Here is a 14,002-nt window from a genome sequence, read left to right on the forward strand (position 1 = left end):
GGGGGGGGGGGGGGCCCGGCCCCCCGGGGCCCCGGCCGGCGGCGGGCCGCGCCACCCGGGGGGGGGGGGGCGGGGGCGGGGGGGGGCCCCCCCCCCCCCGGGGGCCCCCCCCCCGGGGGGGGGGCGGCCCCGCCGCCGTGGTGCTGCGGGTCCGCGCGGAAACAGCGCCGCGGGAGAGCTTCGGAGTCCCGGTGGTGCCAGGACGGCTCAGAAGACCGACTCGGCCTCGTCCATGCGCGCCGCCGGCACCGTCTTGAGCTCGGTGACCGCCTCGGCCAGCGGCACCATCTCGATGTCCGTGCCGCGCAGAGCGGTCATCTTGCCGAACTCCCCGCGGTGCGCGGCCTCGACGGCGTGCCAGCCGAAGCGGGTGGCGAGCACCCGGTCGTAGGCGGTCGGGGTGCCACCGCGCTGGACGTGGCCGAGGATGACCGGGCGGGCCTCCTTGCCGAGGCGCTTTTCCAGTTCGACGGCGAGGTGGTTGCCGATGCCGGTGAAGCGCTCGTGACCGAACTGGTCGATCGCGCCCTTGGCGTACTCCATGGTCTCCGCGGCGGGGTGCGCGCCCTCGGCGACGCAGACGACCGCGAACTTCTTGCCCCGGGCGAACCGCTCCTCGACCATCGTCACCAGGTCGTTGACGTCGAAGGGGCGCTCGGGCAGGCAGATGCCGTGGGCGCCGCCGGCCATCCCGGACTCCAGCGCGATCCAGCCCGCGTGCCGGCCCATCACCTCGACGACCATGACCCGCTGATGCGACTCCGCGGTGGTCTTGAGGCGGTCGATGGCCTCCGTGGCGACGCCGACGGCGGTGTCGAAGCCGAAGGTGCGGTCGGTGGAGGAGATGTCGTTGTCGATGGTCTTGGGGACGCCGACGACCGGCAGGCCGGCGTCCGACAGCATCCGCGCCGCGGTGAGGGTGCCCTCGCCGCCGATCGGGATCAGGACGTCGATGCCGTAGTCCTTGGAGTGGTCCTTGGCGTCCTCGCAGGCCTCGCGCAGCCGGGCGCGCTCCAGCCGGGACGAGCCGAGGATGGTGCCACCGCGGGCGAGGATGCCGCTGACCGCTTCGAGGTCGAGCTTGCGGAAGCGGCCGTCGAGCAGGCCGGCGAATCCGTCCTCGAAACCTATGACCTCGTCACCGTGACCGGTGAGGGCACGGTGGACGACAGAGCGGATCACAGCGTTCAGGCCGGGGCAGTCGCCGCCTGCGGTGAGGACTCCGATACGCATCGTGCTGTGTCTCCTGTGCTCGCTGTCGGTTCGTGAGAGCCGGTCCGATTGTTTCACGAGCGGGCGGGCCCTGCCCTCACCCACCGGCCCCCCTTACTGTCTCCCTACTGCTCTCCTCAGGGGAAACTGGGAGAGCGACCTACCGACACACGCAGGTATTGTCAAGAGGGGCAAGGTCACCATAAAGGGTAATTTGATCTTGCCACCGACGGAACAGGATCGGAGAGCACGCGTGACGCGCAGCGTGTACGTGACCGGGATCGACCGCGGCGACGGCCGTCAGGTCATCGAGCTGGGAGTCATGGAGCTCCTGACCCGCCATGTCGACCGGGTGGGGGTCTTCCGGCCGCTGGTCCACGACGGGCCCGACCGGCTGTTCGACCTGCTGCGGGCCCGCTACCGGCTCGCCCAGAACCCCGACACCGTCTTCGGTCTGAGCTACGAAGAGGCCGGCACGATCCAGGCCGAGCGCGGCACCGACGAACTGGTCTCCCGGCTCGTCGAGCGCTTCCACCGCGTCGCCGCCGACTACGAATACGTCCTCGTGCTGGGATCGGACTTCGCCGCGACGAACCTCCCCGCGGAACTCAACCTCAACGCCCGGCTCGCCAACGAGTTCGGCGCCTCCGTGATCGCCGTCGTCGGCGGCCAGGGCCAGGAGGCGGAGTCCGTACGCGACGAGGCCCGCAACGCCTACCGCGCCTACCACTCGCTGGGCTGCGACGTCGTCGCCCTCGTCGTCAACCGCGTCGACCCCGAGCAGCGCAAGGCCATCGAGGAGCGGCTCGCCTCCCGCCTGCCGGTGCCCTGCTACGCCCTCCCCGAGGACGGCTCGCTGTCCGCGCCGACCGTCGGCCAGATCGTCCACACCCTCGGCGCCGAGGTGCTGCTCGGCGACAACTCCGGCCTCGCCCGGGACGCGCGCGACTTCGTCTTCGGCGGCGCCATGCTGCCGACCTTCCTCAAGGCGCTGACCCCCGGCTGCCTCGTCGTCACCCCCGGAGACCGCGCCGACCTCGTCATCGGCTCGCTCGCCGCGCACAGCGCCGGCGCCCCGCCGATCGCCGGCGTGGTGCTGACCCTCGACGAGCAGCCCGGCCCCGACATCATGGCGCTGGCCGGCCGGCTCGCCCCCGGCACCCCGGTCGTCTCCGTGCCCGGCGGCTCCTTTCCGACCGCCGCCGAGCTGTTCGCCATCGAGGGCAAGCTCAACGCCGCCTCCCCGCGCAAGGCGGAGACCGCCCTCGGCCTGTTCGAGCGGCATGTGGACACCGTGGAGCTGACGAACCGTATCTCCGTCGCCCGCTCCGGCCGCGTCACCCCGATGATGTTCGAGCACGAGCTGATCGAGCGCTCCCGCTCCGCCCCCCGCCGCGTCGTCCTGCCCGAGGGCACCGAGGAACGCGTGCTGCGCGCCGCCGATGTGCTGCTGCGCCGCGACGTCTGCGCGCTGACGCTGCTCGGCGACGAGGAGACGATCCGCAAGCGCGCCGCCGACCTGGCCATCGACCTGGCGGACGCCCAGATCATCGACCCGCAGACCTCCGAGATGCGCGAGCGGTTCGCGGAGCGGTACGCGCAGCTGCGCGCCCACCGGGGCGTCAGCCAGGAGCTGGCCTACGACATCGTCGCGGACGTCTCCTACTTCGGCACCCTGATGGTCCAGGAGGGCCTGGCCGACGGCATGGTCTCCGGCGCGGTGCACTCCACCGCGGCGACCATCCGCCCCGCCTTCGAGATCATCAAGACCCGGCCGGGCGCCCAGATCGTCTCCTCCGTCTTCTTCATGTGCCTGGCCGACCGCGTCCTGGTCTACGGCGACTGCGCCGTCAACCCCGACCCGAACGCCGAGCAGCTCGCCGACATCGCCATCCAGTCGGCGGCCACCGCCGCCCAGTTCGGCGTCGAGCCGCGGATCGCGATGCTGTCGTACTCCACCGGCACCTCCGGCTCCGGCGCGGACGTCGACAAGGTCCGCAAGGCCACCGCGCTGGTCCGCGAGCTGCGCCCGGACCTGCTGGTCGAGGGCCCGATCCAGTACGACGCGGCGGTGGACGCGGCGGTCGCGCAGACCAAGCTCCCGGAGTCGGACGTCGCCGGCAAGGCCACCGTGCTGATCTTCCCGGACCTCAACACCGGCAACAACACCTACAAGGCCGTGCAGCGCTCGGCCGGTGCGGTCGCCGTCGGACCGGTCCTGCAGGGCCTGCGCAAGCCGGTCAACGACCTCTCGCGCGGCGCGCTGGTCCAGGACATCGTCAACACCGTGGCCATCACCGCCATCCAGGCCCAGGGTGCCCAGCCCGGCGCCGGGCACACCGGCTGACCGCGCCGGTCCCCCCACGCCCCTCCCCCTCCCCACCGGAAAGCCCCTTCATGACTGCCAACGCCTCCCGCGTCCTCGTCCTCAACTCCGGCTCCTCGTCGGTGAAGTACCAGCTGCTCGACATGGCCGACGGCAGCCGCCTGGCCGCCGGCCTCGTCGAGCGGATCGGTGAGGCGACCTCGCGCCTGGCCCACACCCCGCTGTCCGAGGACGGCACCACGCGCGAGCAGGAGGGGCCGATAGCCGATCACGAGGCCGCCCTGAAGGCGGTCGCCGCCGAACTGGAGGCCGACGGCCTCGGACTTGACTCCCCGCAGCTGGCCGCGATCGGCCACCGCGTGGTCCACGGCGGCCTCAAGTTCACCGCGCCGACCGTGATCGACGACGCGGTGCTGAAGGAGATCGAGCGGCTGGTGCCGGTCGCGCCCCTGCACAACCCCGCGAACATCACCGGCATCAGGACCGCTCGGGCGCTGCGCCCGGACCTGCCGCAGGTCGCGGTCTTCGACACCGCGTTCCACACCACGATGCCCGAGCACGCGGCCCGCTACGCCATCGACGTGGCGACCGCCGACGCGCACCGCATCCGCCGCTACGGCTTCCACGGCACCTCGCACGCCTACGTCTCGCGCAGGACCGCCGCGCTGCTCGGCAAGGACCCCTCCGAGGTCAATGTCATCGTCCTGCACCTGGGCAACGGCGCGTCCGCCTCGGCGGTGGCCGGCGGCCGCTGTGTCGACACCTCCATGGGACTGACCCCCTTGGAAGGTCTGGTCATGGGTACCCGCTCCGGTGACATCGACCCCGCGGTGGTCTTCCACCTGGAAAGGGTGGCGGGCATGGACACCGACGCCATCGACGAGCTGCTCAACAAGAAGAGCGGCCTGGTGGGCCTCTGCGGCGACAACGACATGCGCGAGATCCGGCGCCGGATCGACGAGGGGGACGAGAGTGCCGCGCTCGCCTTCGACATCTACATCCACCGGCTGAAGAAGTACATCGGCGCCTACACGGCGGTGCTCGGCCGGGTCGACGCGGTGGCGTTCACCGCGGGCGTCGGCGAGAACGCCGCCCCGGTGCGCGCCGCCGCCATCGCCGGTCTGGAGGAGATGGGCATGGCCGTGGACGCCGATCTCAACGCCGTCCGGGGCGACGAAGCGCGGCTGATCTCGCCCGAATACGCGCGGGTAGCTGTCGCCGTGGTCCCCACGGACGAAGAGCTGGAGATCGCTCAGCAGACATATGCGCTGGTCAGCGCCTAGTGGTTGGTGTTTCCACCACGTGGAATATTCCGCTCCGAAACAAACCGATAGGATTCAGCCCATGCGCCGTTCCAAAATCGTTTGCACCCTGGGCCCCGCCGTCGACTCCTACGACCAGCTGAAGACGCTGATCGAGGCCGGTATGAACGTGGCCCGTTTCAATATGAGCCACGGGACCCACCCGGAGCACGAGGAGCGGTATCACCGCCTCCGCAAGGCCGCCGAGGAGACCGGCCGCGCCATCGGCGTGCTGGCCGACCTCCAGGGCCCCAAGATCCGCCTGGAAACCTTCGCCGACGGCCCCGTGGAGCTGGTGCGCGGCGACGAGTTCGTCATCACCACCGAGGACGTCCCCGGCGACAAGACCATTTGCGGCACGACCTACAAGGGCCTGCCCGGTGACGTCTCCAAGGGCGACCCGGTCCTGATCAACGACGGCAACGTCGCGCTCCAGGTCGTCGAGGTCGACGGTCCCCGGGTGCGCACCATCGTCATCGAGGGCGGGGTCATCTCCGACCACAAGGGCATCAACCTGCCCGGTGCCGCGGTGAACGTCCCGGCGCTGTCCGAGAAGGACATCGATGACCTCAAGTTCGCCCTGGCCATGGGCTGCGACATGGTCGCGCTGTCCTTCGTCCGGGACGCCAAGGACGTCCAGGACGTGCACCGCGTCATGGACGAGGTGGGCCGCCGGGTCCCGGTCATCGCCAAGGTGGAGAAGCCGCAGGCGGTCAACAACATGGAAGAGGTCGTGATGGCGTTCGACGCCATCATGGTCGCCCGTGGTGACCTGGCGGTGGAGTACCCGCTGGAGAAGGTCCCGATGGTGCAGAAGCGCCTGGTGGAGATGTGCCGCAGGAACGCCAAGCCGGTGATCGTCGCGACCCAGATGATGGAGTCGATGATCACCAACTCGCGGCCGACCCGCGCCGAGGCGTCCGACGTCGCCAACGCCATTCTCGACGGCGCCGACGCGGTCATGCTCTCCGCTGAGTCCTCCGTCGGCCAGTATCCGATCGAGACCGTCAAGACGATGTCGAAGATCGTCGAGGCGGCCGAGGAGGAGCTGCTGTCCAAGGGCCTGCAGCCGCTGGTGCCCGGCAAGAAGCCGCGTACGCAGGGTGGCGCGGTGGCCCGCGCGGCCTGCGAGATGGCCGACTTCCTGGACGGCAAGGCCCTGATCGCCTTCACCAAGTCCGGTGACACCGCCCGCCGGCTGTCGCGCTACCGCGCCGCTCAGCCGATCCTGGCCTTCACCACCGAGGCCTCCACCCGCGCGCAGCTGGCCCTCAGCTGGGGCGTGGAGACCTACGTCGTGCCGCACGTCGACAACACCGACGCGATGGTCGACCTGGTGGACGCTGAGCTGCTCAAGCTCCAGCGGCACAGCAAGGGCGACACGATGATCATCACCGCGGGTTCGCCCCCCGGCGTCCCCGGCACCACCAACATGGTCCGGGTGCACCACCTCGGCGGCCAGAGCGCCTGACGCGCCCCCGGGCCCCCGTGAACGCGGCTGTGGGCCGCCCCCTTCCTCAGGGGGCGGCCCACAGCCGTTTCTGCGGCTCCCGGACGGGTCCGTGGATTCCGGCGCTCAGTCCTCGATGCTCTGGTGCATGCCCGGGACGGTGAGGTTGCCGCCGAACTGACCCGCCTGCAAGATCTTCACCTTGGTGAAGTACGCGAAGGGGACGTTGATGGGCGGCGGGTGCTCGGGGTCGAAGACGATCGGGATCAGGCCGAACAGGTTGCCTTCGAGCCGCTCGGTGTACATCGTGACCGTGCCTCCGCGGATCGTGGAGGTGGAGCCCTTCGCGGCCTGGACGTGGTACTTCTCGCCGGACGGGCCCTGGACGATCTGGTGCAGATCGCCGATGTCGATGCTCTCCGAGGTGAACTTCAGAGCCTGCTTGGTCTTGCCGCTGGGCGTCTTGAGGTTCACGACGCCCTTGTAGTCCAGATCGCGCAGGGTGAGGGCGCTAGACTCCAGCTCCCACGGCTCGTTCGGGACGGTGGTCGGGGCCTCCTCGTTGGCGCCCTTGACCTTGTTCTCGACGACGCAGGGGTAGGACTTCTTGCCGCTGGCGTCCTTGCCGTCCAGTCCGCCGCCGGGCAGGGCGTTGTCCACCGTGCCCACGGCGCCGTGAACGGTGTCGTCCACCGTGTCCTTCGCGTCCTTGGTCGGCTCGCCGGCCTTGTCGGCGCCGGCCTTGAGGCCGTCGACGGTGTCCTTGACCGGCTCGGTGGCCTTGTCGGTCGCGGACGCGGCGTCCTCGGTCGCCGACTTCGACGCGGAGGGGGTCGGACTCGGCGAGGTGGACGGCTCCTCGGACTCCTCGGAGTCCTTGGTGCCCAGCAGCCCGCCAAGCGCGTCACCGACGCCGTCCAGCAGGCCGCCGCTGTCCTTCTCCTCCTCGGAGGCCGACGGCGACGGAGTCGCGGAGCCCGACGGCTCGTCGGTCTTCTTGGAGCCGGACGGCTCGGGCGCGGGCGTCTCGCTGCCCGATTCCTTGCCGGCCGAGGGAGACGGCTTCGCGGAGGGCGTGGCGGACGGCTTGGTGTCGTCCTTCTCGTCCTTCGCGCCGTCCTTGCTGTCCTTCTCCACCTTGTCCGGAGCGGTCACACAGGGACCGTCCTTGAAGGGGCTCTTGGGCGCCGGCTTGGCGATCGCCATCTGGGGCGTCAGCCCCATACCCATGAGCACGGCGGACGGCATCGCGGCGATGGCTATCGCCTTGCCCGCGGGCACGTGGAGCCGAGTCAGCAGCGGCTTTTTCGGCGCCGCGTGCCTCGGCCCGGATCTCGCCCCGGCAGCTGCGTTGTCGTGCAGCTCGTCACCCGGCACGGTGCCTCCCGTTCGTTCCGTTGGTCGGGCTCGTTCCTGACAGGTCGTCCAGTGCCATGCCCGACCCGTAGCCCGCTCCGGAAGCGGCGGGTTCCGCGTCGCCGACCGGGCCGCCCGTCTCGGAACGGGCCGGCTCACCGGCGTCGCCCGCCTTGGCCGGTGCCCACGAGACCCCCAGCGCCCCACCGATCAGCCCCAGAAGGAAGCCGATCAGGAAGGCCCCGAAGTTCGAGACGACCAGGGAGACCAGGGAGAGCAGAATCGCTGCGACACCCGCGAACACGCGGGAGGCGGGCTGGAACCACATGGTCAGACCGAGCACGACCAGCAGTACGCCGATGATCAGCGAGCCGGCGCCGGCGGTGGTCGCCATGCGAACGGTCAGGGAACCGATCGTGAGATTCGCGTAAGGGATGTACATGATCGGGAAGCCGGCCAGCAGAGTCAGCAATCCGCCCCAGTACGGGCGGTGTCCGCGCCACTCCCGGAACGTAATCCGCTTCCGGCCGATGGTCTCGATCAGCCGTGGTCGCGTGTCGGCGCTCATGTCGTACAGCTCCTCGGGACTGGCAAATCGGTGGTTCTGAGCTGGGTGCGCTCCTGCGCGCTGGACGTACGGGCACGGGGAACGGCAGCACTCGCCGTACAGCTCTCGCCCGCGCCCGCACGCTCAGTGCGTCAGTAGCACTCGTTCTTGCCCTTGCTGACGCTCATCTTCAGGCCGCTGAGCTTGAACGTGCCGGCCGTCGTGGCCCAGGCACGCTGCTTGACACCGGTCAGCACGGCGGAGTCGGCCTGCTGGGCGAACGAGCCCGGGTCGGCCTTGTCGCCCTTGTGCATGCCCGGACCCTTGGTCGTCGAGCCTGCAGCAACACCGATGTCGATGTTGTTGAAGGTCGCGTCCGCGTCCAGCTGGTCGAGGTCGATGTAGAGGTTCTTCGCCTCGACAGGCGTGGCACCTCCACCGGCCGACAGCTTCATCGACACATCGCCGAAGACCGGGACCGGCACGACAACCGACTGGCACAGGTTCTTGATCTTGGCGTTCGAGAACCCCGAGACCGCCACCGGGACCTGCTTGCCGCCCTTCTGGGCGTCAATGGCTCCGTACTGAACGAATCCGGTGCCGTCCAGCCGGTCGGTAGTGACCTTGAACTGCTGGCCGGACACGCTGAACGATGCCGCGAGCGCACCCTGCGAGAGGGCCACGCCGATCGCGGCGGTCGCCGCGACGCTGGGCACCATGACGACGGCGAACCGCTTCCATCTGGTCCCGCCACGAGCCAGGGACTCCATGACTTTCCTCCTTCTCGGACGTACATCTCCGGCGTCAGCCGTCTCCGAGCGGAGCGGCCGCACCTGGGATGGGAGAAGTGCTACGTCCTCGGGAAGGAGAGCGCCCGTCCTCGGAGGCGATGTGCGTTCCGATTACCGGCGATCACCCCCGAGCGACAACCACTGGCCACGCTCTCGCGCAACCTCTCTGGACAGGCTCCACCGGATGTGGCGAAGACCCCCCTGTCCATGGCCGGCGCCACTGCCGCCGACCACTCGGTGGGGACCCAAGTGCCCCGCGACGCCGACCGGATGTCGGGCTGCGGGAATGGACCGAGCGTGGCCGATCGTGGTGCATTCACGGCCGCCGCACAAGGGGCTCGTTACTTGCGGGTAACGGGCCGATAACCGCGTCGCGACCGGCTGATATCGACTGGGCACACAGGGTCGTCGCTCACCGCGACCGAACATGCGGCAATTGCGGACACACCACCGCAAGAGGGCGGCTTTGATTTACTCCAAGTAACAGCGGCCACGTTTACCAAAGTTTGGTAAAACGTGGCCGCCGTTCCGTTTGCCTAAAAGGCGCGCGGGAGGTGAACAGGGTGTGAAACGGGGTGGATCAGAACAGGACGCGTGCAAGGGCGGTGCGCGCCACGGAGACCCGCGGATCGTCGGCACCGATGACCTCGAACAGCTCCAGCAGACGCAGCCGCGCGGCCTCCCGGTCGTCACCGAACGTCCGCTTCACCGCGTCGACCAACCGGCCGAAGGCGTCCTCCACGTGACCGCCGACCAGCTCCAGGTCCGCGGCACGGATCTGCGCCTGCACATCGGCCGGGTTCTCCGCGGCCTCCTTGCGCACCGCCTGCGGATCGAGATCCCGCACCCGCTGGAGCAGCTCGGCCTGCGCGAGGCCGAGCTTCGCCTCCGGGTTCGCCGGGTCGTCGGAGAGCACGTTCTTGTACGCCTGGATGGCGCCGCCCAGGTCACCGGCGTCCAGCGCCTGGTTCGCCGACTCCAGCAGCGCGTCGTACGGGCCGACCGGCTCGGGTGCGGCTTCCTGCGGCTCCGGCGCACCCGCCGCCTCGGCGTCGATCGGCGCGCCCACGATGCCGAACTGCTGCTCGGCGGCCTCCACCAGCTGGTCGAGCACCTGCCGGATCTGGGATTCGGGGGCCGCGCCCTGGAACAGCGGAATCGGCTGACCGGCGACGACCGCGAAGACAGCCGGGATGCCCTGCACCCCGAACTGCTGGAAGAGCATCTGGTTGGCGTCGACGTCGATCTTGGCCAGCACGAATTTACCGGCGTACTCACCCGCGAGGCGCTCCAGCAGCGGACCGAGCTGCTTGCACGGCTCGCACCACTCGGCCCAGAAGTCGATGACGACCGGAACCTCGGTGGAGCGCTGCAGGACGCTCTGCTGGAACCCTGCCTCGTCGACGTCGAACACCAAGGGGCCGCTGCTCACGGGCTCCCCGCCCGTGCGGGCGGCCTCGGTGCGGGCCTGCTCCGCCTTCGTCTTCGCTTCCCCGGCCGCCTTCACCGCTGCGAGGTCGACGACTCCACTCATGGACATGTTGCGTGGCTGCATGAACCCATCCTCCCCCCTGGGCGGTCCGTTCCGAAAAGCGATGCGGAAATTGGGTTCCGACGGCGCCGCCGGACCTGCCGCGGGGCGCCGCTCCCGTCCGTACGCCCCGCCGGAATGCCGGCGTACGTCCGGGCACGCGCCGCCCGTATGGTCCCGAGGAGGACCGGTTGTACAGGCCGTGGGTCCCCACCCAGGGCCAGTGGTTATCGCTCTTACGCTACGACCCGTAGCGTAACTGCTCGGACCCCCCGCACCGCAACCGCTTCCGCCACCCTGCTTCGTGATCTCCCTCACGAGCCGCACGACGCCAGCAACTACTGGCGGGTATGGTCGCCGGCATGCACTGCTCCGACAGGCCCCGGAAGAGCCGCACGGGCCGCCCGCGCAGCGTCGAGACCGACCGCGCGATCCTCGACGCGACCCGTGCCGCACTGGTCGACGTGGGCTGGGGAAAGCTCACGATGGGCGAGGTCGCGGTCCGGGCGGGCGTCGCCAAGACGACGCTCTACCGCCGCTGGGCCAACAAGAACGAGCTCGTCGTGGACGCCGTGGCGGTCCTCTTCGACGAGCTCGAACTCCCCGACCGGGGCAGTCTGCAGGCGGACATAGAGGGCGTGGCGCTGCAGTTCGGGGCGCTGCTGGCGCGGCCCGAGACCAAGACGGCCCTGATGGCCGTGGTCGCCGAGTCCACCACCGACGACGCGCTGCGCGAACGGATCCGCTCGGCCATCGTCGACCGCCAGAAGCGGCTGGTCGTCCTCGGGCGTGAACGGGCCCAGCTCCGCGGCGAACTCCCGCCGGACACACCCGGCACGGACGGCGCGCTGGCCGCGGCGCAGACCGTCGGCCTGATCTTCGATCTCATCGCCGGTGCGATCGTGCACCGCACCCTGGTCAGCGCCGAGCCGGTGGACGGCGCCTGGGCCCGGCAGCTGTCGACGGTCCTGCTCCAGGGCCTGGGCGGCCTGAGCTGACGGGCGGGCGCCCGCAGCCGGCGGCCGCGTCACCGCACACCTGTCGACTTCCGATCCCCGCGCTGAGCACCGGGATTCCTACCACGGTCGTCCAACCGTCTCGGCGGGTTCCTGCTTCACCAGTGCCCCCCACTCCCACGCACGGGCGTGCAGGGGTTTGGGGCCGTCCTTGACGCCGCACTGCGAGCAGACTTGAGCAGTGCTCGGAATCGCTTGACCTCCCCGTGAACCGGGGACACTGCGACTAGACCTGGTAGCGCTCCGCGCGGAACAGCTCCGGATGCTCCGCCACCCACGCCGACGTCCGCTCCAGCCCTTCCCGCAAGGACACCCGCGGCTCCCACGAAGCCCACCGGCGCGCCCGCGAGTTGTCCGACACGAGCCGCTCGACCTCGCTGCCCGAGGGCCGCAGCCGCCCGGTGTCCACCACCACCTCGGCCGTCCGCCCCGAAGCCGCTATCAGGGCCTCGGCGAGCGCCCCGATCGAGATCTCCCGCCCGGTACCCAGGTTGACGACCTCACCGAGCGCCCGGTCGCAGTCGGCCATCGCCAGGAACCCGGCCGCCGTGTCGGTGACAAAGGTGAAGTCACGGGTCGGCGTGAGCGAGCCCAGTTTGATCTGCCGCGCGCCGGAGTGGAGTTGCGCCAGGATGGTGGGGATCACCGCCCGCGCGGACTGCCGCGGACCGTAGGTGTTGAAGGGCCGTACGACCGTCACCGGAAGCCCGAAGGCGTGCCGGTGCGACAGCGCCATCATGTCGGCGCCGATCTTCGACGCGGAGTACGGCGACTGCGGCTGGAGCGGGTGGTCCTCGTCGATCGGCACGGTCAGCGCGGTCCCGTAGACCTCGCTGGTCGAGGTGTGCACCAGCCGGCGCACCGCGTGCCGGCGGCAGGCCTCCGCGACGTTCTCCGTGCCGACGACATTCGTCTGGACGTAACTGCCCGGCGAGTCATAGCTGTACGGGATGCCGATCAGCGCCGCGAGATGGAAGACCGTGTCGCAGCCGGCGACGGCGTCCATCACCCGGCCGGCGTCCCGCACATCGCCCGCGATCATCTCCACGGGGCTGCCGGGCATCAGATAGCGCGCCAGATTGCCCTTCTCCGCATACGGCTTGTAGTGCACGAAGGCGCGCACCTCGGCGCCGCCCTCGACCAGCAGGTCGACCAGGGCCGAGCCGATGAACCCCTCGGCGCCGGTCACCAGGACCTTGCGGCCCTCCCATGTGCGTGTGCTGTCGCTGCTCATGCTGACTCCTTGGTGGTGGGGTTGGTGTGGGGAAGGTGAGAGAGGTGCTGGGGTCGGTGGGCAAGGGGCGGATGAGGGCGGCCCGCGAGGGCGAGGGCCTCGGCGGCCAGCAGGTCGGCGGCCCGCGCGTGGGTGCCCGGGTCGGCGGCCGCGCCCATCGCCACCAACCGCGCCGGATCGTCCAGCAGCGGGGTGACCACGGAATCCAGCCGCTGCGCCGAGGTCTCCGCGTCGGACAGCAGCAGCGCGGCCCCGGCGTCGCTGAGCACCCGCGCGTTGTGCGTCTGGTGGTCGCCCGGCGCATGCGGATACGGCACGAGGACGGCCGGCATGCCGATGGTGGCCAGCTCGGCGACGGTGGCCGACCCCGCCCGGCACACCACGAGATCGGCGGCGGCGTAGGCCAGGTCCATCCGGTCCAGGTAGGGCACCGCCTCGGCGACCGCCGCCCCGCCGTTGGCCACCAGCAGCGCCCGGGTCTCCTCCAGGGCCGCCGGGCCGGTCTTGATCAGCAGCCGCAGATCCGGACGGGAGCGGTAGCGGGCCGCGAGCCCCACCGCGGCTTCGGTGAGCCGGGCGGCGCCCAGGCTCCCACCGTTGACGAGCAGCAGCCGCGCCCCGTCCGGCACGCCCAGCTCCCGCCGCGCCCCCGCCCGCAGCGCCGCGCGGTCCAGCCCGGCCAGCGGCCCGACCAGCGGCATGCCCACGGTCACCGCCCGCTCGCCGCCCGCCAGATGGGGACGGCTGCGGTCGAACGCGAGCGCCAGGTGCGGGGTGAGCAGGGCCGCGAACTTGTTGGCCCGGCCGGGCACCGCGTTGGACTCGTGCACCAGGCTCGGCACCCCGGCCATCCGTGCCCCCACGATGACCGGCGCGCTCGGGTAGCCGCCCATCCCGACCGCGACCTGGGCCCCCTGCTCCTTGAGCAGGGCACGGCACTGGGCACCGGATCTGAGCAGCGCGGCCGGCAGCAGGTAGCGTCTGGCGCCCAGCGACGGGTCGAAGGGGATCATGTCGACGGTGTGCAGCCGGTAGCCGGCCTCGGGAATCAGCCGGGTCTCCAGCCCCCGCTCGGTGCCGACGAAGGAGATCACCGCATCGGGCTCGGCCCGGCGGAGCGCGTCGGCGAGCGCGAGCCCCGGATAGATGTGGCCGCCGGTGCCGCCTGCACCGATCACGACGGAAAGTGGTGTGCGCATGGCCGCCACGCTCGCCAGGCGCCCTAAGAAGCTTCTAAG

The 14,002-nt window shown here is 70.6% G+C and carries 11 protein-coding genes; 4 read left to right on the forward strand and 7 right to left on the reverse strand.

The features are described 5' to 3' along the window. Window positions 1–207: 207 nt before the first annotated feature. Window positions 208–1,233 (reverse strand): ATP-dependent 6-phosphofructokinase, encoded by a 1,026-nt coding sequence (locus ACH4FH_RS23570; protein WP_398557860.1) that lies wholly within the window; start codon window positions 1,231–1,233, stop codon window positions 208–210. A gap of 232 nt (window positions 1,234–1,465) precedes the next feature. Between ACH4FH_RS23570 and pta the strand changes: the two genes are divergently transcribed. From pta to pyk, 3 genes are all read left to right on the forward strand, one after another. After that, complete coding sequence (gene pta, locus ACH4FH_RS23575; RefSeq protein ID WP_398557861.1) at window positions 1,466–3,559, forward strand: phosphate acetyltransferase; 2,094 nt, start codon at window positions 1,466–1,468, stop codon at window positions 3,557–3,559. 50 nt (window positions 3,560–3,609) lie between these two features. Then, window positions 3,610–4,821: an acetate kinase gene (locus ACH4FH_RS23580; RefSeq protein WP_398557862.1), complete on the forward strand. Its 1,212-nt coding sequence runs from the start codon at window positions 3,610–3,612 to the stop codon at window positions 4,819–4,821. Window positions 4,822–4,882: 61 nt separating this feature from the next. Beyond that, window positions 4,883–6,310 (forward strand): pyruvate kinase, encoded by a 1,428-nt coding sequence (gene pyk, locus ACH4FH_RS23585; protein WP_398557863.1) that lies wholly within the window; start codon window positions 4,883–4,885, stop codon window positions 6,308–6,310. Window positions 6,311–6,415: 105 nt separating this feature from the next. On the opposite strand, the gene ACH4FH_RS23590 is transcribed toward pyk, so the two are convergent. The 4 genes from ACH4FH_RS23590 to ACH4FH_RS23605 form a co-directional block, all read right to left on the reverse strand. Continuing rightward, window positions 6,416–7,666: a hypothetical protein gene (locus ACH4FH_RS23590; RefSeq protein WP_398557864.1), complete on the reverse strand. Its 1,251-nt coding sequence runs from the start codon at window positions 7,664–7,666 to the stop codon at window positions 6,416–6,418. Continuing rightward, on the reverse strand, window positions 7,656–8,213 hold the full coding sequence (locus ACH4FH_RS23595) for a DUF6114 domain-containing protein (RefSeq protein ID WP_398557865.1): 558 nt from the start codon (window positions 8,211–8,213) through the stop codon (window positions 7,656–7,658). The genes ACH4FH_RS23590 and ACH4FH_RS23595 overlap by 11 nt, the downstream gene beginning before the upstream one ends. 131 nt (window positions 8,214–8,344) lie before the next feature. After that, window positions 8,345–8,962, reverse strand: a complete 618-nt coding sequence (locus ACH4FH_RS23600) for a DUF6230 family protein (RefSeq protein ID WP_398557866.1) — start codon at window positions 8,960–8,962, stop codon at window positions 8,345–8,347. A gap of 601 nt (window positions 8,963–9,563) precedes the next feature. Beyond that, window positions 9,564–10,538, reverse strand: coding sequence for a tetratricopeptide repeat protein (locus ACH4FH_RS23605; protein ID WP_398557867.1), 975 nt, complete (start codon window positions 10,536–10,538; stop codon window positions 9,564–9,566). Between the two features lie 338 nt (window positions 10,539–10,876). Between ACH4FH_RS23605 and ACH4FH_RS23610 the strand changes: the two genes are divergently transcribed. Continuing rightward, window positions 10,877–11,512: a TetR/AcrR family transcriptional regulator gene (locus ACH4FH_RS23610; protein WP_398557868.1), complete on the forward strand. Its 636-nt coding sequence runs from the start codon at window positions 10,877–10,879 to the stop codon at window positions 11,510–11,512. A gap of 244 nt (window positions 11,513–11,756) precedes the next feature. On the opposite strand, the gene ACH4FH_RS23615 is transcribed toward ACH4FH_RS23610, so the two are convergent. Next, complete coding sequence (locus ACH4FH_RS23615) at window positions 11,757–12,764, reverse strand: GDP-mannose 4,6-dehydratase (RefSeq protein ID WP_398557869.1); 1,008 nt, start codon at window positions 12,762–12,764, stop codon at window positions 11,757–11,759. After that, entirely contained in the window at window positions 12,761–13,963 is a 1,203-nt protein-coding gene (locus ACH4FH_RS23620; protein WP_398557870.1) for a UDP-N-acetylglucosamine--N-acetylmuramyl-(pentapeptide) pyrophosphoryl-undecaprenol N-acetylglucosamine transferase, read from the reverse strand. Before ACH4FH_RS23620 ends, ACH4FH_RS23615 begins: the two co-directional genes overlap by 4 nt. Window positions 13,964–14,002: the final 39 nt, after the last annotated feature.

The sequence above is a fragment of the Streptomyces sp. NPDC017993 genome (assembly GCF_044328065.1).
Lineage (GTDB): Bacteria > Actinomycetota > Actinomycetes > Streptomycetales > Streptomycetaceae > Streptomyces.

What these genes read in the sequence shown, in the direction of transcription:
- ACH4FH_RS23595 (WP_398557865.1), bottom strand. Translation starts at nt 8,213, where the DNA reads ATGAGCGCCGACACGCGACCACGGCTGATCGAGACCATCGGCCGGAAG.
- ACH4FH_RS23600 (WP_398557866.1), bottom strand. Translation starts at nt 8,962, where the DNA reads ATGGAGTCCCTGGCTCGTGGCGGGACCAGATGGAAGCGGTTCGCCGTC.
- ACH4FH_RS23580 (WP_398557862.1), top strand. Translation starts at nt 3,610, where the DNA reads ATGACTGCCAACGCCTCCCGCGTCCTCGTCCTCAACTCCGGCTCCTCG.
- ACH4FH_RS23605 (WP_398557867.1), bottom strand. Translation starts at nt 10,538, where the DNA reads ATGCAGCCACGCAACATGTCCATGAGTGGAGTCGTCGACCTCGCAGCG.
- pyk (WP_398557863.1), top strand. Translation starts at nt 4,883, where the DNA reads ATGCGCCGTTCCAAAATCGTTTGCACCCTGGGCCCCGCCGTCGACTCC.
- ACH4FH_RS23570 (WP_398557860.1), bottom strand. Translation starts at nt 1,233, where the DNA reads ATGCGTATCGGAGTCCTCACCGCAGGCGGCGACTGCCCCGGCCTGAAC.
- ACH4FH_RS23620 (WP_398557870.1), bottom strand. Translation starts at nt 13,963, where the DNA reads ATGCGCACACCACTTTCCGTCGTGATCGGTGCAGGCGGCACCGGCGGC.
- ACH4FH_RS23615 (WP_398557869.1), bottom strand. Translation starts at nt 12,764, where the DNA reads ATGAGCAGCGACAGCACACGCACATGGGAGGGCCGCAAGGTCCTGGTG.
- ACH4FH_RS23610 (WP_398557868.1), top strand. Translation starts at nt 10,877, where the DNA reads ATGCACTGCTCCGACAGGCCCCGGAAGAGCCGCACGGGCCGCCCGCGC.